General features: G+C 69.1%; 19 protein-coding genes and 1 tRNA gene. 6 read left to right on the top strand and 14 right to left on the bottom strand.

Annotated elements, in window-relative coordinates:
- Positions 1 to 9: 9 nt before the first annotated feature.
- From TSH58p_RS27885 to TSH58p_RS27915, 7 genes are all read right to left on the bottom strand, one after another.
- Positions 10 to 1479: a tagaturonate reductase gene (locus TSH58p_RS27885; protein WP_109068917.1), complete on the bottom strand. Its 1470-nt coding sequence runs from the start codon at positions 1477 to 1479 to the stop codon at positions 10 to 12.
- Between the two features lie 34 nt (positions 1480 to 1513).
- On the bottom strand, positions 1514 to 3001 hold the full coding sequence (locus TSH58p_RS27890; RefSeq protein WP_109068916.1) for a UxaA family hydrolase: 1488 nt from the start codon (positions 2999 to 3001) through the stop codon (positions 1514 to 1516).
- Positions 3002 to 3164: 163 nt separating this feature from the next.
- Positions 3165 to 4439, bottom strand: a complete 1275-nt coding sequence (locus TSH58p_RS27895; RefSeq protein ID WP_109068915.1) for a TRAP transporter large permease — start codon at positions 4437 to 4439, stop codon at positions 3165 to 3167.
- Positions 4436 to 4906, bottom strand: a complete 471-nt coding sequence (locus TSH58p_RS27900; protein ID WP_109068914.1) for a TRAP transporter small permease — start codon at positions 4904 to 4906, stop codon at positions 4436 to 4438. The genes TSH58p_RS27895 and TSH58p_RS27900 overlap by 4 nt, the downstream gene beginning before the upstream one ends.
- Positions 4907 to 4964: 58 nt before the next feature.
- Positions 4965 to 5873, bottom strand: a complete 909-nt coding sequence (locus tag TSH58p_RS27905) for a C4-dicarboxylate TRAP transporter substrate-binding protein (protein WP_247895571.1) — start codon at positions 5871 to 5873, stop codon at positions 4965 to 4967.
- A 220-nt stretch (positions 5874 to 6093) separates the two neighbouring features.
- Positions 6094 to 7098 (bottom strand): zinc-binding alcohol dehydrogenase family protein, encoded by a 1005-nt coding sequence (locus tag TSH58p_RS27910; RefSeq protein ID WP_109068912.1) that lies wholly within the window; start codon positions 7096 to 7098, stop codon positions 6094 to 6096.
- 44 nt (positions 7099 to 7142) lie between these two features.
- Positions 7143 to 7835 carry a FadR/GntR family transcriptional regulator gene (locus TSH58p_RS27915; protein ID WP_109068911.1) on the bottom strand — a complete coding sequence of 231 codons (693 nt, stop codon included), beginning with the start codon at positions 7833 to 7835 and terminating at the stop codon, positions 7143 to 7145.
- A 479-nt stretch (positions 7836 to 8314) separates the two neighbouring features.
- Between TSH58p_RS27915 and TSH58p_RS27920 the strand changes: the two genes are divergently transcribed.
- Positions 8315 to 8401, top strand: a tRNA-Leu gene (locus tag TSH58p_RS27920).
- Between the two features lie 104 nt (positions 8402 to 8505).
- Here the strand turns inward: TSH58p_RS27920 and TSH58p_RS34310 are convergent.
- From TSH58p_RS34310 to TSH58p_RS27940, 3 genes are all read right to left on the bottom strand, one after another.
- Positions 8506 to 10704, bottom strand: coding sequence for a hypothetical protein (locus TSH58p_RS34310; RefSeq protein WP_247873902.1), 2199 nt, complete (start codon positions 10702 to 10704; stop codon positions 8506 to 8508).
- A gap of 66 nt (positions 10705 to 10770) precedes the next feature.
- Positions 10771 to 11082 carry a hypothetical protein gene (locus TSH58p_RS27935; RefSeq protein WP_109068910.1) on the bottom strand — a complete coding sequence of 104 codons (312 nt, stop codon included), beginning with the start codon at positions 11080 to 11082 and terminating at the stop codon, positions 10771 to 10773.
- The gene (locus tag TSH58p_RS27940) at positions 11079 to 11285 is read right to left on the bottom strand and encodes a hypothetical protein (RefSeq protein ID WP_247873901.1); all 207 of its coding nucleotides are present in this window, start codon (positions 11283 to 11285) and stop codon (positions 11079 to 11081) included. Before TSH58p_RS27940 ends, TSH58p_RS27935 begins: the two co-directional genes overlap by 4 nt.
- 213 nt (positions 11286 to 11498) lie before the next feature.
- Between TSH58p_RS27940 and TSH58p_RS27945 the strand changes: the two genes are divergently transcribed.
- On the top strand, positions 11499 to 11672 hold the full coding sequence (locus TSH58p_RS27945; RefSeq protein WP_247873900.1) for a hypothetical protein: 174 nt from the start codon (positions 11499 to 11501) through the stop codon (positions 11670 to 11672).
- A gap of 457 nt (positions 11673 to 12129) precedes the next feature.
- Here TSH58p_RS27945 and TSH58p_RS27950 read toward each other — a convergent pair whose 3' ends face one another.
- Positions 12130 to 12312, bottom strand: coding sequence for a hypothetical protein (locus TSH58p_RS27950; protein ID WP_109068907.1), 183 nt, complete (start codon positions 12310 to 12312; stop codon positions 12130 to 12132).
- Between the two features lie 272 nt (positions 12313 to 12584).
- On the opposite strand from TSH58p_RS27950, the gene TSH58p_RS27955 reads away from it, so the two are divergent.
- Positions 12585 to 15230: a DUF3772 domain-containing protein gene (locus TSH58p_RS27955; RefSeq protein ID WP_247873899.1), complete on the top strand. Its 2646-nt coding sequence runs from the start codon at positions 12585 to 12587 to the stop codon at positions 15228 to 15230.
- Between the two features lie 31 nt (positions 15231 to 15261).
- On the opposite strand, the gene TSH58p_RS27960 is transcribed toward TSH58p_RS27955, so the two are convergent.
- Together TSH58p_RS27960 and TSH58p_RS27965 are read right to left on the bottom strand one after the other, a co-directional pair.
- A complete protein-coding gene (locus tag TSH58p_RS27960; RefSeq protein ID WP_109068906.1) occupies positions 15262 to 15495 on the bottom strand; it encodes a hypothetical protein in 234 nt (77 codons plus the stop codon).
- Positions 15496 to 15859: 364 nt separating this feature from the next.
- On the bottom strand, positions 15860 to 17011 hold the full coding sequence (locus TSH58p_RS27965; RefSeq protein WP_109068905.1) for an MFS transporter: 1152 nt from the start codon (positions 17009 to 17011) through the stop codon (positions 15860 to 15862).
- Between the two features lie 178 nt (positions 17012 to 17189).
- Here TSH58p_RS27965 and TSH58p_RS27970 point away from each other — a divergent pair, with 178 nt between their 5' ends.
- Positions 17190 to 17816, top strand: coding sequence for a glutathione peroxidase (locus TSH58p_RS27970; RefSeq protein WP_109068904.1), 627 nt, complete (start codon positions 17190 to 17192; stop codon positions 17814 to 17816).
- Between the two features lie 4 nt (positions 17817 to 17820).
- Positions 17821 to 18279, top strand: a complete 459-nt coding sequence (locus TSH58p_RS27975; RefSeq protein WP_109068903.1) for a DUF3429 domain-containing protein — start codon at positions 17821 to 17823, stop codon at positions 18277 to 18279.
- Here TSH58p_RS27975 and dusA read toward each other — a convergent pair.
- Positions 18260 to 19249 carry a tRNA dihydrouridine(20/20a) synthase DusA gene (gene dusA / locus TSH58p_RS27980; RefSeq protein WP_109068902.1) on the bottom strand — a complete coding sequence of 330 codons (990 nt, stop codon included), beginning with the start codon at positions 19247 to 19249 and terminating at the stop codon, positions 18260 to 18262. The two genes, TSH58p_RS27975 and dusA, sit on opposite strands and share 20 nt — an antisense overlap.
- Positions 19250 to 19478: 229 nt before the next feature.
- Here dusA and TSH58p_RS27985 point away from each other — a divergent pair, with 229 nt between their 5' ends.
- Positions 19479 to 20705: a metallochaperone AztD gene (locus TSH58p_RS27985; protein ID WP_109068901.1), complete on the top strand. Its 1227-nt coding sequence runs from the start codon at positions 19479 to 19481 to the stop codon at positions 20703 to 20705.
- The last annotated feature ends 38 nt before the right edge of the window (positions 20706 to 20743 follow it).

A 20743-nucleotide genomic window follows, 5' to 3' on the forward strand; every position in this document is an offset into this window, starting at 1 on the left:
TTTTTGGTGTCAGCCCTCCAGCCTTGCGGCGAGGCGGGCAAAGGTGAAGGGCTCATCCGTCAGGAAGCGGATGTCCTCGATCACCTGGGCGCGCAGCGAGCGCTCGTCGATGCTGCGGCCCCAGAAGGCCGTCTCGCCCAGATAGGCGGCGCCCATCGCCTCCAGCCCCGCCGGGGTGCCGTCGTCCAGGGCGCCGATCGCGCGGACGCGCTCGATGATCTCGGCGGAGTCGCGCGGCGGCAGCTTGTCCGCGCCGGGGAAGCGGCCGAGATAGAAGGCCAGCCAAGCGGCCAGCGACAGGCTCATCAGCGGCGCCGGCGCGCCGAACCGCTCCCGGTAGGCGAGCAGCCGGTCGAGGTTGCGGGTCTGGTACTTGACGAGGCCGTTCAGGCTGATGTCGTACCACAGGTGCCGGATGTAGGGGTTGCGGAAGCGGCGCAGCACGGCGGCCGCGAAGTCCTCCAGCTCCGGCTTCGGCAGGGTGAGGAAGGGGATCACCTCCTCGTTGAGCAGCCGGTCGAGGAAGCGCGCCCCGGCGGGATCGCTCACCGCCTCGCCCACCGTCTCCACGCCCGCCAGCAGGGCCAGCGCGCACAGGCCGGTGTGGGCGCCGTTGAGGATGGCGACCTTGCGGGCCTTGTAGGGGGTGACGTCGGCGGTGACGACGGTGCCCTCGTCATGCTCGCCCAGCGGCAGGCGCAGCGCGGGCATCCCCTCCTTGCGCTCGATCACGAACAGGTGGAACAGCTCCGCCGCCGCCATGAAGCTGTCGTCGTAGCCCAGCTCGCGGCGCAGCTCGTCGGCCTCGGCGCGCGGGAAGCCGGGGACGATGCGGTCGACCAGCGTGTTGTAGAAGGCGTTCGCCGTCTCGATCCAGTCGATGAAGGCCGGCTCCAGCGCCCAGTCGCGGGCGTGCAGCAGGACGATGCGCTTCAGCTCCTCGCCGTTGTGGTCGATCAGCTCGCAGGCCAGCATTTGCAGGCCGGCCTCCGGCGCGCCGTCGAAGGCCTTCCAGCGCTCGTGCAGGAAGCGGGTCATCTTGCCGGGGAAGGAGACCGGCGGCTCGTCGGCGTAGGCCACCGACGGGACATAGGCGATGCCGGCGTCGGTGGTGTTGGAGACGACGACCGCGACGTTCGGGTCGCGCGCCAGCTCCAGCACCGACGCCCAATCGCCATGCGCGGCGATCTCGTTGCGCACGCAGCCGATCAGCCGGGCCTGCGAGACCTTCGCGCCGGACTCGTCGACGCCGCGCGACAGGACGGTGTAGGCGCCCTCCTGCTCGTTCAGCGTCTGCGGAAAGCCGCCGGCGATCGGGCGGACGACGGTCACGCCCCAGTCGCCGCCGGTCGCCTCGTTCAGGCGGTCGACCTTCCAGTCGAAGAAGGCGCGCAGGAAATTGCCTTCGCCGAATTGCACGATCCGCGTCGTCGTCGGGCGCGGCCGGCCGTTGAGAAAGGATGCGTTCAGGCGCTCCATGGTCGGCGTCCTTGTCTGATGGGTGGGTGACGGGTCAGAGCGTGACGCCGGACTTGAAGATCACGAGGTCGTGGACGTCGTTCTCCTCGTTGCGCGCCTCTTTGCCGTTGGCGACGGCGAGGATGCTGTCGATGAAGGACGGCAGCAGGCTGTCCACCGTGGCGGTGGCCTCGGCGATGGGGCCGGCGTTGAAGTCGATCCAGTGCCGCTTCTTCTCGGCCATCGCGGTGTTGGTGGCGATCTTCATGGTCGGCACGACGCCGCCCAGCGGCGTGCCGCGGCCGGTGGTGAACAGCACGATGTGGCAGCCGGCGGCGGCCAGGGCGGTGACCGCCACGCCGTCGTTGCCCGGCGCCTCCAGCAGGGTCAGGCCCGGCTTGCGGATGCGCTCGGCGTAGCGGATGACGTCGCGCACCGGGGACAGGCCGGCCTTCTGGGTGCAGCCCAGCGACTTCTCCTCCAGCGTGCTGATGCCGCCCGCCTTGTTGCCGGGCGACGGGTTCTCGTAGATCGGCTGGTTGTGGTCGATGAAGTACTGCTTGAAGTCGTTGATCAGGGTGACGACGCCCTCGAACACCTCGCGGCTTTCCGCGCGCTCCATCAGCAGATGCTCGGCGCCGAACATCTCCGGCACCTCGGTCAGCACGGTGGCGCCGCCGATCCCGCACAGCCAGTCGGAGAGGGCGCCCAGCAGCGGGTTGGCGGTGATGCCGGAGAAACCGTCCGAGCCGCCGCACTTCAGGCCGATGCGCAGGCGGTCGGCGCCGACCGGCTCGCGCTTGTCCTCACGCATCACCGCGGCCAGCTCGGTCATCGCCTCCAGCGACGCCTCAAGCTCGTCCGACACCTCCTGGGTGGTCAGATAGCGCAGGCGGCGCGGGTCGGGATGCTCGAAGCCCTGGGTGAACAGGGCGCGGGTGTTGTTCTCGCAGCCCAGCCCCATGACCAGCACGCCGCCGGCGTTGGGGTGGATGGCGAAGTCGCGCAGGATGTTGCGGGTGTTGTCCAGGTCCCCGCCGAGCTGCGAACAGCCGTAGGGATGCTCCAGCACCATGACGCGGGAGCCCTCGGGCAGCAGGCCCATCTTCTCGAAGCGCTTGGCCGCGTTCTTGGCGAGGCCGTTGACGCAGCCGACCAGCGGGATGATCCACAGGTCGTTGCGCACGCCGATCTCGCCGTTGGCGCGGACGAAGGCCTGGATGGTCGGCGCCTCCCGCTTGGCCGGCGCGGCATCGTTCGCCGGCCCGGCGTAGGCGTAGTCCTGCAGGCCGCCCAGCGCCGTTCCGATGTTGTGGGTGTGGATGTGCCGCCCCACCGGGATCGCCTCCTTGGCGAGGCCGATTACGCTGCCGTACTTGATGACCCGGTCGCCGGGCTGGTGCGGGGTCACGGCAAACTTGTGGCCCTGCGGCACCTCGTCGAGCAGGACGACGCCCAGACCGTCGATCGCGGTGCCCTGGGCCAGCGGCTCCAGGGCGACGGCGACGGTGTCGCTGGAATGGATCTTCAGGTACTTCGGCATGTCGGGCCCCTTGGGGGAGAAGCGAGGGAAGCGGGAGGGCGGCGGGAGGGATCAAAGCGGATCGCGATCCGCTTTGGACCGCGACGGCGGTCCCGGTCGCACATGCGACCGGAGCCCGCCGGCGAATGAGGCGATATGAGTCTAAAGCGAACGTAAGTTCGCTTTAGCGGGCCAGGAGCAGCGAGAGTTCCGGCACGAAGGTGACCAGCATCAGCGCCACGAACAGCGCCACGAACAGCAGGGTGGACTGCTTCATGAAGTCCGAGATCTTCACCTTGGCGAGGTTGCAGACCAGCAGCATCACCGTGCCCACCGGCGGCGTCAGACAGCCGACCGCGAGGTTCACGATCACCACGATGCCGAAATGGATCGGGTCGATGCCGAGCTGGTGCACCGTCGGCATCAGCAGCGGGACCATGACGATGAGGATCGCGTTGCCCTCGATCAGCATGCCCAGGAACAGCAGAAGCAGGTTGAGGATGAGCAGGAAGACGTACTTGTTGTCGGTCAGCGCCGTGATGTAGGTCGCCAGCTGCTGCGCCGCCTGCTCCAGCGACAGCACCCAGGCCAGGGCCGAGCAGGCCATGATGACCAGCATCACCGACGAGGTCGCCTTGAAGGTGCCGACCAGGGCGTCCACCACATGGGCGACGCGCATCTCGCGGTAGATCACGAAGCCGATCACCAGGACGATCAGCACCGCCACCGCGCCGGCTTCGGTCGGGGTGAAGATGTTGGCGCGGATGCCGCCGATGATGGCGACCAGCAGGACCAGAACCGGCCAGGCGCCGACCAGCGCGCTGGTGGTTTCCGACGTGGTCGGCCAGCTGTCGCGGGACGGCGGATAGCCGTTGCGCTTGGACACGATGTAGGCGGCGACCATCAGCATGAGGGCCATGACGATGCCGGGCAGGATGCCGGCCATGAACATGGCGCCGATGGAGACGTCGGCGACGAGGCCGTAGATGATCAGCGCGATGCCCGGCGGGATGATCGGCGTCACCAGCGCGCCCGACGCGGTGACGGCGGCGGCGAAGGCGCGGTTGTAGCCCTTGCGCTCCATCTCCGGCACCAGCATGCGGGTCAGCATGGCGCTGTCGGCGAGGTTGGAGGCGCTGACGCCGCCCAGCAGCGTGCTCAGCATGATGTTGGTCAGCGCCATGCCGCCGGTGAACTTGCCGACCAGCAGGTCGGCCACGCGCAGCAGGCGCTTGGCCACGCCGGTGTGGTCCATCAGCGTGCCGAGCAGGATGAAGAAGGGAATCGCCAGAAGCGACAGGTTCTGCGAGGCGCCGATCAGCCGCTGCACCGCGATCTGGTCCGGGACCGGGCTGAAAAACACGAAATAGACAAGAACCGATGCAAAAATTGCAATGTAAAGCCGCATGTTCAAGGCGAACAGGCAAAGCATAATAAGAATGATGACGGGCCAGCTCATGGCGCGTTCCCCTTCGCAATCACCATGATGTCGATAAAGCAGCGGCGCAGAAGATAAATGATGATGCCGGCCGCGCCGACCGGAACGGCCAGATCGATCCAGAACCAGGAGATCTGCAGAATTTCCGTCAGCTTGTACTGGGCGCTCTGGGCCAGCAGGTAGCCGAGCCAGCCGGCATAGCCGAGAATCACGATCGACAGGGCCGAGACGGCCAGATCGACCGCCGCCCGGATGCGGGTGGGCAGCAGGTCCACGAACAGCGGGATGTCGAGATGCTGGCCGTCACGCTCGGCGACGATGGCGCCGATCATGATGATCCAGATCATCAGAAGCCCGGACATCTCCTCGCCCCAATGCAGCGGAGCGTCGAAGATGTAGCGGGCGAACACCGCCGCGATGGTCATCACCACCAGACCGGCCAGCGCGGCTCCCGCGACGACCGATGGCAGACGCCGGATCAACTCCATGGCATAATCCTCCAGACGATCCGGGCGGAACGAGGCTCCGCCCGGATTTACTTATTTCTTACTTGAGATCCTTCTGGATCTGTTCGTACAGGCCGGCCGACCACTTGGGGAACTGGGTGTAGACGACCTTGGTGGCCTCGCGGAACGGCGCCGGGTCCGGCTGGATCACGGTGACGCCGGTCGCCTTCATCTTCTCGATGAACTCGGCGTCCTGCTCGGCGGCCAGCTTCTGGCTGAAGAGGCCGGCCTCGTAGCCGGTCTCGTGGACCATCTTCACGACGTCCGCCGGCAGCTTGCTGAAGAAGGCTTCGCCGCCGACCCACACCGACGTGTTGGTCAGGTAGCCGACGAGGCTGAGATACTTGGCCTGCTCATGCAGCTTGGCGCCGTACAGCACGGAGATCGGGTTCTCCACGCCGTCGATCAGGCCGGTGGTCAGGGCCGGGTAGACCTCGCCCAGCGGCATCGGCGTCGCGGTGGCGCCCATCGCCTCGATCGTCTTGATCTGCATCACGTTGTTCGGGACGCGGATCTTCATGCCCTTGAGGTCGGCGGGCGTGTTGATCGGCTTCTTGGCGAGGATGTGGCGCACGCCGTACAGGTAGTTGGACATGACGATGTGCACGCCCTTCTTGCGCAGCGCCTCGTCCTTCTTCTTGAACCAGTCGCTCTCGTAGATCTTGAAGAGCTTCTGGGGGTCGTCGGTCAGGTACGGGCCGAACAGAACGCCGAGGTCCGGATCGTAGTCCTGCAGGAAGCCGACGTCGGACAGGGTGATGACGTTCATGCCCATCATCGCCTGTTCCATCACGTCCTTCTTGGCGCCCAGCTGCGAGCTGGGGAACAGCTTCAGGGTGACCTCGCCCTTGCTCTTCTCCTTCAGAAGGTCGGCCCAGTGATGCATCACCCGGTCGAGCGGCTCGCCCGGGTTGTTCTCATAGGCGACCATGATCTCGGTCTTGGCCATGGCGCCGGACGCGGCACCGATGGACAGCACGCACGCGGCAAGGGCAGACGCCAGAAAGCGCTTCATTGTTATTTCCTCCATAGTGGATGCCGGGGAGCCCGTCTGTGGACGTGGCTCATGGACGGGACCAGCCGACGGGGCGGGGCCCGGCGGCGGGGCCGGCACGCCCCGCCGCAGCAGTTCCGATGGTGACAGCGCCCGGCGGGCGCCGCCGGAAGGGTCAGCGCTCGATCATCACCTTGACCGTGGTGTCGCGCTCCTTGGCCCAATAGGGCAGGGCCTTGTCGGCCTCCTCGAAGGGGAAGACCTTGGAGATCAGGTCGTCGGGGGCGTGATCGAGCGTTTCGAGGTAGCGGATGACGGCCTGGAAATCCTCGGAGGTCGCGTTGCGCGACCCCATGATGTCCAGTTCCTTCAGGTTGAAGAACTGCGTCTTGTAGGACACCGGCTCCTTGGCGTAGCCGATGTAGACGACGCGGCCGGCGAAGGACACGAGGTCGATGGCCTGGGTGAAGGTGGCGGGCAGGCCGACCGCCTCGATCACCACGTCGGCGCCGTCGCCGTTGGTCAGCTCCAGGACGCGGGCGGCCACGTCCTCCTTGGCGGCGTCGATGGTGTGGGCGGCACCGTAGCGGCGGGCCAGACCGGTCTTCGCCTCGCCGATGTCCACGGCGATCACCGTGGCGCCGCGATGGACGGAGCCGGCGATGGCGCCCATCCCGATCATGCCGCAGCCCAGCACCAGCACGGTGTCGGACGCCTCGACGCGGCCGCGCGCCGCGGCGTGGAAGCCGACGGACAGCGGCTCGACCAGCGCCAGATGGCGCGGCGCCAGCGTGTCGTTCAGGATCAGCTTGCCGTAGGGCAGGACGATGCGTTCGGCCAGGCCGCCGTTCTGCTGCACGCCGAGCGTGCGGTTGCTGCGGCAGGCGTTGACCCGGCCCTTGCGGCAGGACGGGCAGGTGCCGCAGGCGGTGTAGGGAATGACGATGGCGCGCCGGCCCACGGCGTACTCGGCCGGAACGCCCTCACCCACCGCGGCGATCTCGCCGCCGATCTCGTGACCGGGGATGCGCGGCAGGGAAACCAGCGGGTTCAGCCCCTTGAAGGTGCTGAGATCGCTGCCGCACAGGGCGACGTGGCGGATGGCCAGGAGCACCTCGCCGGGGCCGGGAGTCGGCTCCGCCACCTCGTGGATCGCGCAGACGTCCACGCCTTCGATCATCAGTGCTTTCACAGGTGATGTCCTTTTTTGGAAAGCGGACGTGTTCAGGCCGTGGGCGTAGCCGAGGGCTGCGCCTCCTGGTTGAACACGCTCTCGCTGAAATGGAAGTGTGCGTTGCTGGCCTCGACGGCCTTCTCGATGGAGCGCTCACGCAGCGCTGCGATGATCTGGCGATGATAATTGACCGTGGTCGGTCCGATCACCGCGTTGCTCTTGCCGATCTCCATGTAATAGATCATCGGCTGCGACATCGCCTGATACATCTTCTGCAACATGGAGTTGCGGGACGCCGCGACGATGGCGGCATGGAAGCGGAAATCCACCTCCGCCGCTTCGCGCACCGTCAACTGGTGCTCCATGTCTTCGGCGAGACGGTCGAGCCCGTCGATCTCCGCGTCGGTGATGTGCCGCACCACTTCGGGCAGCACCCCGATCTCGATGATCCGACGGAACTGCAAGACTTCCCGGCAGGTCTTGACGCTGCGATCGAAGCATTGATCGAGAATGCGGAACATCGCCTCGATGTCGGGCTTGCTCGCGCGCGGGCCGCGCTGCGTCTTCTCGACCAAGCCGTAGGCTTCGAGGAAGATGATGACTTCGCGGATGGTGTTGCGGCTGACGCCGAACCGTTCCGCCAGCAGCCGTTCATTCGGAAGAAGATCGCCGGGCTGGTAGCGCTCGGGGATCTCCTTGCGAAGCTCTTCGAAGATGGCCTTGACGGTTGAGACGCCGTTCATGATCGCGCCGCCTGAGTTTGGTCCAACAATTGGACAACTGATGGCGAACGATAGCACCGCGAGGCAGAGCGGAAAACGGCAAAAGGAGTCACAAAGTGTCAAAAACAGCGCTGTTAACGCATGAAGCCAAATTTTTGCACCGCATCATCGTGCGGTCCGATGCATTTCCGGAAAACTCTCCTCTTTTCAGAAGATCTTGGAGGAAATCATCAATCAAAAGGTGCGGATGGTGCGACGGTCCGTTTCCGCGCCGTGGACGGGCAGCGCATGCCGCTTGCTTATCCTCCGGGAATGCGATAACAGGGCGCGGCGTCCACGGATGGGGGCGCGGGCGGGCCTCACGAGGCCGGTCGGCGGCGTGTCCGCACCATCAGAAAGTTGTTGCAATCCGAAGCGGCGCCGCGTAACGTCCCGCGTAGGAAAGCAAGTTAATTCAATGGGTTGGGCTGATGGGCCCGGTCCATTCGAACGATGAAGTCGCGGTCGTGGCGGAATTGGTAGACGCGCAGCGTTGAGGTCGCTGTGGCAGAAATGCTGTGGAAGTTCGAGTCTTCTCGACCGCACCATCCTTATCGTCGGCGCATCGCCGGACGAAAATGAAAATCGGGGCCTTTTCAGGCCCCTTTTTCATGCCCGCATGGCGCGGGCCTTGCCGGTCCGTCCGTCCCCTTCATTCCTCGAGGGTCCAGTTTCCGGCGGTGCGGCAGGTGCGCAGCGGCGTTCCGGCGTCCCGTCCGGCCGGTGTGGTGACGACGTGGGTCAACCCGAAGCACAGCCGCCCGCGGTCCTTCGGGTCGGCGATTCGGCCCGTCACGGTGATCCGCCCGGATCGCAGACCGTCCCCCGACATCCAGTCCTGACCCGCCGCCGCCCGTTCCGTGCCCGACGCCGCCAGCGCGCCCAGGAACGCCCCCGCGACCAGCGGCTGGTCGTCGCGGTTCATGCGCAGGCGGGTCGCGTTGCTCCAGCCCGGTCCGACCAGCAGCTCTGGCGTCCGCACATTGACGGCCACCCGGTCGGCGGCGATGTCGACGGCCAGCTCCAGCGGGTCTTCGGGCGCCACGCCCGGCGCCGTATCGACCAGCCCGGTCAGGCTGGCGAGCCCGGTCCTCGTGCCTTCGCCCATCTTGCCGTCGATGGCCCCGTCGTAGCGCCCCAGCCGGGCCAGCGCCCGTTGCGCGGCCATGATCCGCTCCTCCGGCGTCAGGACGCGCGGGGCGGGCATCGGCGCGCGGCCCTCGGTGATCGCTTCCACGTCGAGCCGGTGGTTCAGCCGGCTGAAGCCCGGCCCGCCGTTCCACCAGGTCAGCAGGCCGAGATGGAGCGCCGCCGCGGCGGACAGCAGGACGAGCGGCCAGGACCCCTGGTCCGGGGCGCGGACCGGCCCGCCGAAGGCCGCGCCCAGGGCCCCGCGCACCACCCCGCGCACCAGCATCCACAGGCCCAGCCCGGCAACGATCGGAAGCCCGATGTCCCAGCCCAGCCGCAGCGCCGCCGGGGCGGGCTGCTCGGGCGTCGCGCCGGTCAGCAGGGCCGGAGCGTCCACCCCCGCCACCAGCAGCAGGACCAGGGCGAGCAGCCCCGCCGCGGCGATCCAGCTCCGTGCCACGGCGGTGCGGCTGGTCTCGGCGAAGCGCTCCGCCAGCACCGCAGCGGCTTCCTTCACGAAGGCGGGGCTGACGCAGCCCTCATGGTCGGCCACGATCGCCGCGGCGTCCGGTTCCCGGCCGTCCAGCACCGCTTCGGCGACGGAGCGGGTCAGGCGGTAGGCGCCGGCCAGGGCGAAGGCGTCGGCGGGCGGCAGCGCCGCGATGCGCGCCAGCACCGGGGCCAGCACGGTGTCCAGGAAGGGCGGAAGGGGGGCGGAGTCGCCGTCCGGCCCAACGGTTTCCACCTCGAACGGGACGCCGTCGCAGTCCCAGGACAAGGCGACCACCGTCAGCGTGCCGCTGCGCTGGTAGAGAAGCTGCGTGCCGGAATGGCGCACCGTGGCCGGCGCGGGGTTGGCGAGCGCGGCGAAACCGGCGAAGCCGGCCTGCTCCAGGGCCATCCGCACCGCCGCCGGGGCGTCCGGCGGGGCGGTGAGGCTGTAGGAGGGGTGGGCGGTCAGGCGGGGGTGATGAATGTGGGTGAACTGCCCGACCCCGCCGCAGGACTCGCAGGCGACCACCCCGTCGCCGGCGCAGACCGGGCAACGGTGCTGGCCGCGCCCGCCGCACTCCGGGCAGTCCGGCGCCTCGGCCGTCGCGCTGTGGGTGCAGCGGATCTTGCCGCCGCGGCAGCCGTCGCCGCCGCAGGCCCGCACCCCGCCGCCGTTGCAGCCGGTGCAGACCTCGTGCAGGTAATAGGGGCCGCGCAGCGAGGGCAGGGGCGGCAGCGGCTCCTCGGCCGCGGCCATCGCCTCGACCCGCTCGTCCAGCGGGCCGAGCAGCGTGGCGAAGCGGTGGGCCGTCTCCAGCGAGGCGGCCTCGGCGTCCAGGTCGCGGGCCAGAGTCGCATTCAGCTCGGCGGCATTGCGGCAGTAGATGGCGAAGCGCACCATCTCCGCGCCCAGCCGGACCTCCACCTCGGTCGCCCAGTCGATGCTCAGGGTCAGATGGGCGCCGACCATCACCTCGCGCTGCTGGGCCTGGCGAAGCGTCACCCCTTCCGGCGCCGGGACGTTGCCCGACGCCGCCCGGCGCAGCCGCCGGATCAGGGCGGTCTGCGGCACTGTGGGGGCGGGGGAGGGGGCGGGCCGGGGACGATCGTCCGCAGGCGGATCGCCATGGGACGGATCGCCATGGGACGGATCGCCCGGGGGCCTGTCAGCGGGGCCCATGTGGAATGGACCAAGCTCGTTCCGGTCGAAGTCGAGGCTGTCGGGCATGGGGCGTGCGTGTCCGCGAACAGGGGCGCCGGCACAGGAATAGGCCGCGGACGCCGGAACGGAAGATCAGGCGGCGACGTCCGGCGTGGGGCCGCCGCCGGTCGGCGCCCGGTCGTCGGACTCACGGTCTCCGAAGTCCTCGTCCTCGGACGCGTCGCCGGAGGTCGGCGTCGCCGCGAGGACGTCCGGAGCCGGCGCGTGGCGGACCCAGCGGCGGCCCTCCATGGCGAAGCCGTGGTCGCGGAACCACAGCCGCTCGGCCTCGTCGGCGGCGCGGAACAGCACCAGCGTCCAGGCGTCGCTGTCCTGCGTCCCGTCACCGCCGTCGTCCGGCATCGCGTAGGGCTGGAGCGAATAGGGGAAGTCGTCGCGGGTCACTGCATGCCCCCCGGATTGGAGCCGCCGGAACCGGATGGCCGCGCCGAGGCGGGCGGCGGTTCGGACCCGTCCCCCTCGATCGGTTCCAGGTCGCTTTCGGCGGCGTATTTGATGAGACGGCCGTCGGCCAGACGGATGTCGTAGGTCGGCTCACCGGCAAGGGTTCGTGCGACGACGAGGGCTTCCTGGCCCGCAAACCTCACCCGTGTTCCCAACCTCAGCATCCCGCCCCCGACTGTGTCTTGATCGTCGTCGCAGGCTAAGGATTCGGCCGGGGGTGTGCTGTGTCAAAAACCGGACGCCAAAGGAGAAGGGCTGTGCTTGCGGGGTTCTCCCCTTGCGGGGCTTGGTGCGCCGGGCCCTTTGCGCTGTTGATGATGCAAAAGGACAGGTGTGGTGCAACGATGGAGGTGTTCATGCCCGCACAGCAGGACAAAGGCGGCCGGAAGCCGTCCGTCATCGATCTGGTGACCGATCCCGAGAAGTTCGATCAATGGCAGCGCCAGCGGGAGCGCGACGAGGCATCGGATGGGGACCGTGGCCGTGAACCGGACCGCGGGCGACCGGAAGCCCCCAGCGGGCGGGATTGATGGCCCTGAGGCCGTGATGGCCCTTGAATTGCTGGCCGGGGTTTGATCGGACGGCTACTCGGCGGCCTCGCGGGGCGGCGGCGCCTCCATTGGAATGCCCAGCGGGGCGCCGCAATGGAACTGCATCAGCCGGCGTTCGACCCGGATCAGATAGGCGCGCGCGTCCAACCCCACGGGGCCGCGGCTGTGTTCGCGGACGAGCCTGATCGCGCGACAGGCATGACCGCATTCCGGTGTGGCAAACTGGCACAAGACGATGGTCCGCCAAAAAGATTGGGTCCCAAAGTATTACCTCTTTTGACCGAGAGCGTCGAGCTTCGGTTGCGACTCGAATTCAATGTCACAACGTGCCGTTCACCGGGGCCGTCGGCATGGCGTCGTGCGGCTGGCATACGATAGTATGTAGCGTGGGATTCGGATGTCCCGCCATCGCGGGTCAGGCAATGGTTGCGGCGAGTCAGCTCGCCCCTGGGTTGCCCTCGGTCCGCGCGCCGGTCTGCGCGCCTTCCAGAACCGCCAGATACTCCAGAAGCCGTTCCAGCGTCTCGGTCGGCATTCCGACGGATGGGACGTCGTTGCGCTTGGCGGCCTTCAGCGCGGTGCGGAGGAGGGTGCGGTCGATGTCGGTCAAGCCGGCCATGATGATGACGTGCGTGTGAAGCGACGATACGCAACCTCTATCATCAAGACGCGCAACCACGCCATGCCCAATCGGAAGGCAGGCGCACGAAACGGTGGAAAGCGGACGGGCGGCGCCGGTCCGTGCGCGCGGATCCGCGCGCCCGACGCTCTCTGTCACATCCTGGTGACACGGCGTGCCATACTTTTGCCGCGACGCCGAAGAGTATAGGTGTCCCTTTTCCCGGTTCGCCGGGGCCGCAGTCATTCGCCAACACGAGATTTCGAACGGTGATGCAGATTTCCTCCGCTTTCCGCCGCCGGGTCGGCCGGCTCCTGGCAGCCCTGGCCCTGTGTGGCGCGCTTGCCGCGGGTGCCGTCGTCCCGTCGGCCATGGCCCAGTCGGCCGCTCCGGCGGCGGAAGCGACGGCGGATTTCAAGACCAGGCTGCCGCAATGGCAGAACGCCTTGGAGAGGGCGGCCAACCGCATCGCCGGGGGCGATCTGGCGAACACCGAATACGAGACGCTGCGCGCCGATCTGGCGAAGATCCAGCACGAGGTGCGCGAGGCCGGGGCCGCCGCGTCGGCCGCCCGCGACACCGCCCAGCGGATGCTCGACGCGCTGGGGCCCGCGCCGGCCCAGGGCGCTCCGCCGGAGGAGGCGGGGATCGCCGCGGAGCGCAAGCGCCTGACCCAGACCATCGGCGAAGCGGAGGGGCGGTCCAAGCAGACCGAGCTGATCGTCACCCGCGCCGACATCCTGCTGCGCACCGCCGCCGACCAGCGCATGACCCAGCTCACCGAGCAGATCGTCCGGCGCGGCCCGGTGCCGCTGCTGCCCGCCACCTGGGCCGCCCTGCCCGAGCAGACGGCCTATGTGCAGGAGCGCATCGGACGGGCCTTCGGCATCGTGATGGGCGACGACGAATGGCGCGGCCGCCTGTACGGTCTGGGCGCGCTCGCCGCCATCCTGTTCCTGGTCGCCTGGCCGGTGCGCCGGGTGCTGCTGCGCCGCTACGGCCACCGCGATCTGGAGGAGCGGCCGAGCTACCGCCAGCGCGTGGTGGCGATGGCGGTGGAGGCGCTGGCCCGCTGCCTGGTGCCGCTGGTGCCGACGCTGGTGCTGAGCGGCGCGCTGGTGGGGCTGCTGCGCGACGCCGCCGACGCCGGGCCGCTGACCGCTCTGGTGGTCGGGGTGTCGGGCGGCCTGACCGCCTATTTCCTGGTCACCGGCGTCGCCCGCGCCACCCTGGCGCCCGACCATCCGTCCTGGCAGCTTGCCAACCTCGACCCGGACAGCGCGCGCCGTCTGGTCCGCCGCGTCCCGCTCGTCATGATCGGGCTGGCCCTGGCGGGCACCGGCATCGCCCTGTCGGAGGGCATGTTCACCCCGCCGGAGCTGCGCTCGATCACCGGTTTCGGCACCATGGCGCTGATCGCCGTGTCGCTGCTGTTCCTCTACCCCGACCATCTCTGGCTCGCCGCCCCGCCGCCGGAGGCCGAGGCGACCGACGACTGCGGATGCCCGGAGCCGACGCCCGCCGCCGGATTGGACGTCACCCTGCCGCCTCCGGCGTCCGCGCCCACCGAGGCGGCGGCCGAAGACGCGCCGCCCGCCCGCCCGCGGGTCGTCGGGCTGCGCCTGCGCCTGCTGATCGGCGCGGTGGCGCTCGCCTCGCTGGTCGCCTCGGGCGCCGGCTATCTGGTCGGCGCGATCTACGCCTCGAAGCTGATGCTGACGACGCTCATCATCGGCGGCGTCCTGCTGGTGGCGCGCGGCGTCCTGCGCGAGCTGCTCTGCGTCCTGCTGGAGCGCGGCAGCGGGCAGGTGGCCGAGGTGCGCGACATCGTGATCGCCACCGACCGCGGACGGCGGATGCTGGGGCAGGCCGGGCGGACGGTGATCGACGGGCTGCTGCTGACCGTGGCCGCCTTCTTCCTGCTGCCGCTGACCGGCATGACGCTGTCGGAGATGAAGGGGCTGGCCGACGGCTTCCTCAGCGGCGTCACGGTGGGCGGCGTGCGCATCGCGCCGGGCGACATCATGTCGGCGCTGATGGTGCTGGGCGTCGTCGTCGCGGTGACCCGCTTCATCCAGCGCCAGCTCGACGAGCGCATCCTCGGCCGCGTCAACATGGACGACGGCGTGCGCAACTCCATCCGCATGGGGGTGGGCTATCTCGGCACCACCATGGCGGTGCTGATGTCGGTCGGCACGCTGGGGCTCGACCTGTCCAGCCTCGCCATGATCGCCTCGGCCCTGTCGGTCGGTATCGGTTTCGGCCTGCAGAACGTCGTCAGCAACTTCATCTCCGGCCTGATCATGCTGGTGGAGCGGCCGGTGAAGGTGGGCGACTGGGTCGTCGTGAACGGGCTGGAGGGCACCGTGCGCCGCATCAGCGTCCGGGCGACGGAAATCCAGACCTTCCAGCGCGCCTCGGTCATCATCCCGAACTCGGAGTTCATCTCCAAGTCGGTGGTCAACTGGACGCTGAAGGACAAGACCACCCGCATCGAGATCAAGGTCCGCATCACCTACGACACCGACGCCCGGCAGGTCTACGCGCTGCTGCTGAGGATCGGCTACGGCCACGCCCAGGTGCTGCGCAACCCGGAGCCGGTGGTGATGTTCCGCGACTTCGGGCCGAGCGGGCCGGAGTTCGAGCTGCGCTGCTTCGTCGCCAACACCGAGCACATCATCCCGGTGCGCAACGAGCTGCGCCTGCGCATCCTGGAGCAGTTCCGCGAGCAGGGCATCCAGATGCCCTTCGACCAGCAGACCGTCCACATGCCGAAGGTCGAGGCGATGCTGGAGGTGCTTCTGGCCGAGCGCCGCGCCCAGTCCGGCGTGCCGGAGCTTCAGGTGGTGGCCGACGGCGGCAAGGTCGTGCCGCTGGCCGACCCGCTCAACGATCGCGGACCGCGCACCGCCACGTGAGTCTCAGGGCTGCGGTCTTAAAACCACAGTCTCAGGGGAGCGGCTCCACCGGCTTGCGGCGTCGCAGGGGAGTCACCTTGGGCGGGGCCGCGGCGGGGTCGGGCAGGGGCTGCCAGCCGGCGATGGCGCGCACGCAGCGCAGGGCCTCCGGGTTGTTGGCGAAGACCGGAAACAGCCGGCGCAGCTCCACCACGGCGGACCATTCCCCACGGTCGTGGAAGGCGCGGCGGATCGTTTCGGCTTCGCTTTCGCTGACGGTGAACATGGCGCCAGAGTGCTCCGCGGACCGGTGGCGCGCAAGTCGTCTCGGCGCCGGCAGCAGCCCTTTGCCGTGGCCCCGATGCGCTGTCAAGGAAAGTTGTTCACAGGCGGCCACATCCTTCGCTTGACTCCCGTCGCGGGGCGGGGCAGCCCCCGTTCCAGGGCCGGAACGGCGGGCCGGGCGCGAAAATCCCTTGATTGACGCCGTTTTCTAATGTGCCCAAAAATCAGGCATTTCTGCCGGACCCCTTGAGGGGCCGCCTGTCCCTTCGGTTACCCCTCGATTCGCCAACAGAGTTATCCACAGAATCTGGGGATATCCGAAATATTGAAATATCAGTCAGGCCCCAACCATCAGGCCCCAACCATCAGATGGGGCGACGGATGAGCCGCACCGCCCCGACGCCCAGCAGCATGGTCAGCGCGCCACCGAACAGGAACAGGGCGGGCAGACCGACCTGATGGGCGACCGCCCCATAGACCACCGGCCCGATCCCCTGCCCCAGGAAGAAGGAGGAGGCGAAGAGGGCGAGCGCCGACCCGCGCGCCGTCGCCGACAGTTCCGTCGCCTGGGTCTGCATGGTGTTGTGCAGCATGTAGAAGCCGAATCCGGCGACCAGGAACAGCAGCGACACCACCGGCCAGGGCACCGGGGCGAGCATCGCCAGATAGGACCCTCCGGCCACGAGGCCGCCGGCCCCCATCATCCCCCATTGGCCGAGCGTGCCGAGCAGGCGCCGCACCACGAAGCTGTAGACGACACCGCCCACGGCGAAGGCGGCGAGCGTCACCCCGGCCTCGAAGGCGCCCTCCGCCCCGTGGCGGGCCAGCATGGGGGCGACGAAGGGGAAGACGCCGAAGATCAGCAGCCCTTCCGCCGCCACCGTCGCGAAGACCCAGACCGACACCGGATTCGCCAGGACGGAGGCGTAGCGCGCCCGCGCGTCGGCCATGGACAGGGGAAGCCGCTCCTCCCGCTCGCCCTTCAGGAACAGGGCGGCGGTCAGCGCGATCAGGCCGGTCACCACCGCCGCCAGGGCGAAGACGGTGCGCCAGCCCGCCACCTCCGACAGGGCGCCGGCCACGGCGGAACCGGACATCTGGCCGAGGATGACCGCCAGCAGGAAGCGGCTGATGGCGAACTGCCGCTCCGTGTAGACCACCCGGTCGCCGATCAGCGCCATGGAGGCCGGGATGATCCCGCCGGCGAAGGCGCCGGCCAGCATCCGCGAGCCCAGAACGGTGTAATAGCCGGGCGCCACCGCCGACAGCGCCACCCCGATGGTCAGGACGACCAGCGACAGCCGGATCAGCCGCGTCTTGCCGATGGCGTCGCCGACCGGCCCGAGGATGAGCTGCATCGCCGCGTAGGGCAGCGTGTAGGCGGAGGAGAGCAGGGCCGCCTCGGCCACGCCGATGCCGAGATCCGACGCGATGACGGTCAGCATCGGGTCGGTGGTGCGCAGCGAAAAGGCGCTCGCGAAACCGGCGAGGCCGAGCATCAGGATGAGAAGGCGCATGGGAGGCGTCGGCCGGTCTATGGTCTGGGGCGGGCGGGGGGACAACCCTAAAGCAGGTGCGGCCGTCCGTCGCACGGCAAGATGGCCATGGCACCCATGCGCGTGCATGATCCGACGCGCCTCGACCGCCGTATAGAGGAAGGCCGCAGAGACCAGCGCCGCCGACCGGGAGACCGTCATGCCAACGATCCGCCATGCCGCCCAACGTGCCACCCAATCCGCCGCCCGATTTGCCGCCCGATTTGCCGCCGGGATTTTGTCCGCCGGCCTGATGCTGTCGGCACCCGGCTCGGCGGTGGCGGCCGACGCGCTCGACTGGGCTTCGCTGCCCCTGCCGGCCATCGACGGCGGCACGCTCGCGCCCGATGCCTTCCGGGGCAAGGCGGTGCTGCTGGTCAACACGGCGTCGCAATGCGGCTACACCGGCCAGTACGAGGGGCTGCAGAAGCTCTGGGCCGGGCGGCGGGACCGCGGGCTGGTCGTTCTGGGCGTGCCGAGCAACGATTTCGGCGGGCAGGAGCCCGGCAGCAACGCCCAGGTCGCGTCCTTCTGCGAACTCAACTACGGCGTCGACTTTCCCCTGATGGAGAAGCAGTCCGTCACCGGACCGCAGGCCCATCCGCTCTTCCGCTGGGCGGCGGCGGTCACCGGGCCGCAGGGCGTGCCGCGCTGGAACTTCCACAAAATCCTGATCGGCCGCGACGGACGCCTGCTGGAATGGTTCGGCAGCTCGGTCACGCCGGAGTCCGCCACCCTGACGGCGGCCCTGGACAAGGCGCTGGCCCAGCCCTCTGCGAAGCCGTAAGCGCATGGACGCGCTGTCCTTCGAGGACCGCCGGGCCTCGGTCGTCCGGCTGCTGTCCTACGGCGGGTTGGTCCCCTTCGTCGGCGGCACCGCGCTGGCCTGGATGGCGGAGGGCGACGGGCAGGCCGCGGTGGTGCGGGCAGTGGTCGTCTACGCGGTGTCGATCCTGTCCTTCATCGGCGCCATCCATTGGGGCCGCATCCTTTCTGGGCGGGACGGCGAGACGAGCGGGCCGGCGTGGCTGGCCTGGGGAGTGGCGCCGTCGCTTCTGGGGTGGGGTGCCACCCTGCTGCCGTCCGGCCTGACGGTGCCGGCGCTGATCCTGTCCTTCCTCCTCGCCTGGGCGGTGGACCGCAGCGCGGCGGCGGACGGGCGCTATCCCCGCTGGTTCGGCACGCTGCGGACGCGGCTGACCATCGTCGTCTGCCTGACGCTCGCGGCGCTCATCCCGCTGGCTGCGTGACCGCTTGGCGGTGCGGCACCAGCGCCGCAGCCTTCAGCAGCACCTCCGGCCCGGCGCCAGGAAGGTGGGCGTTCTCGCTGATGTGGCGGCGCCAGGCGCGGGCGCCGGGCAGGCCCTGGAACAGACCCAGCATGTGCCGGGTGATCGCCGACAGCGGCGCCCCCTGGCGCATCCGCTCCTCGGCGTAGGCCGCCATGGCCTCGACCACCGCGTAGCGGTCGGGGCCGGGCTCCCCGCCGAACAGGCGGCGGTCGGCGTCGGCCAGGATGTAGGGCGTCTCGTAGGCGGCGCGCCCGATCATCACGCTGTCCAGCGTGGCGAGATGCTCCTCCGCCTCGTCCAGGGTCCGGATGCCGCCGTTGATGGCGATGGTGAGCTGCGGGTTCTCCTGCTTCAGCCGGTGCACGAGGTCGTAGCGCAGCGGCGGGATGTCCCGGTTCTCCTTGGGGCTGAGGCCCTTCAGCCATGCCTTGCGGGCGTGCACGATGAAGTGGGTGCAGCCGGCGGCGGACACCGTTCGCACGAAATGGTCCAGCGTCGGCCATTCCTCCATCTCGTCGATGGCGATCCGCGACTTCACGGTGACGGGAATCGACACCGCCTCGCGCATGGCGCCGACCAGCCGGGCGACCAGATCGGGCTCGGCCATCAGGCAGGCGCCGAAGCGGCCCGACTGCACGCGGTCGCTCGGGCAGCCGACGTTCAGGTTGACCTCGTCATAGCCCCACTCCTCGGCGATGCGGGCGCAGGCGGCCAGTTCCGCCGGGTCCGACCCGCCGAGCTGGAGCGCCACCGGATGCTCCACCGCGTCGTAGCCGAGCAGCCGCTCGCGGTCGCCGTGCAGAATGGCGCCGGTGGTCACCATCTCGGTGTAGAGCAGCGTGTTCTTCGACAGCAGGCGGTGGAAGGTCCGGCAATGGCGGTCCGTCCAGTCCATCATCGGCGCGACGCTGAGGGCTATGGCGGGCATGGGCGAGAACTGTCTGTGAATCGGGAACGGCGGCGCATCAATTGGACGAAGCCGGCGGGAATGGCAAGGGCAGACCCGCGTGATGACGGAAGGGCGGTTGCGCTGTCGAAATGTAACGTTATAACGTTACGTACGCTTTTGAGGGAGCCAACCGCCACGTCCCCGGCGCGGCGGGCGGGTGAGCCGCATCCCCTAAGCCGCACCGCAAGGTCTGACAACGAGGTTGCACATGAACCGCCTGCCCATTCTCTCGACGCTGCTGTGGATCGGCGCCACGGCCGGAGGTCTCGCCGCCGGTGCGGCGCTGGCCGACGACCACAGGCACGCCGCGAGCGCGACGCACCACCGCCTGTTCATCGGCGATCACGCCGACGGGGTCGTCCATGCCGTCGATCTTGAGGACGGAGCGAGCGCGGGAGTCTTCAGGCTCGACCAGTCGCCGGCCCTCGCACGCAGCGCCAGCGGCCGCACCGTCTTCGCCGTTCAAGGCGATGCCGGAAAGGTCGCGGTCATCGGCACCGGGTTTTCGTTCGAGGACCATGGGGACCACGCGGACATCGCGATCGAAGACGCCAAGCTCCTGCCCACCGTGATCGCGGGGACCAAGCCGGCCCACGTCGTGGACGGCTCCGGCACCATCGCGCTGTTCGACGACGGCACGGGCGGTGTCGCTCTGTACCGGGAAAGCGACCTGTTGGAAGGGGCGGTCAAGGCCCGCACCCTGAAGCCGGGCGCCGCTCATCATGGCCTTGCCGCCCCGATGGGCGAGTTCCTGGTCGTTTCGGTCCCGCACGACGATCCCGAAAAGCCGCGCGTCGGCCTCAAGATCATCGACGCGGAGGGCAAGCCGGTCGGTGGCGTGGTGCATTGCCCGGCGGTTCACGGGCAGGCCCAGTCGGCGGGCGTGTTCGCCTTCGGCTGCAAGGACGGACTCGTCTTCGCTCACCCGGCCGGCGGCTCGAAGCCGCCGACGCTGCGCCATGTGTCCACCGCCGCGCTTGGGGACGGCAACGTCTCGACGCTCAAGGGCGGAACGGCGATGCAGTTCTTCCTCGGCAATTACGGGCCGCGCGCCGTCGTCATCATCGAGCCGGGCGACGAACCGAGCGTCCGCAAGATCGACCTGCCGACGCGCCGCGTGGACTTCGCGTTGGACGACGCCAAGGCCAACCAGGCCTACATTCTGACCGAGGACGGCCGGCTGCATCGGCTCGACGTCGTGTCCGGCGCGATCGAGGCGAGCGTCCAGCTGACCGCCCCCTATTCGATGGACGGCCACTGGCGCAACCCGCGGCCGCGGCTGGCGGTGGCCGGCGACCACGTGGTGGTGACCGATCCGCTCAAGGGGCTGTTGCGCGTGGTTTCCACCGAGACGTTGCGGGAGGAGCGCACGATCGCGGTGGCCGGCACGCCCTACACCATCGTGGCCGTCGGCGGGTCCGGGGCGCGGCACTGACGGCGGTCCGGCGGGCGGCCTGCCGAAGGTCCAGGCCG

Origin of the sequence: Azospirillum sp. TSH58 (genome assembly GCF_003119115.1) — a bacterium.
GTDB lineage: Bacteria > Pseudomonadota > Alphaproteobacteria > Azospirillales > Azospirillaceae > Azospirillum.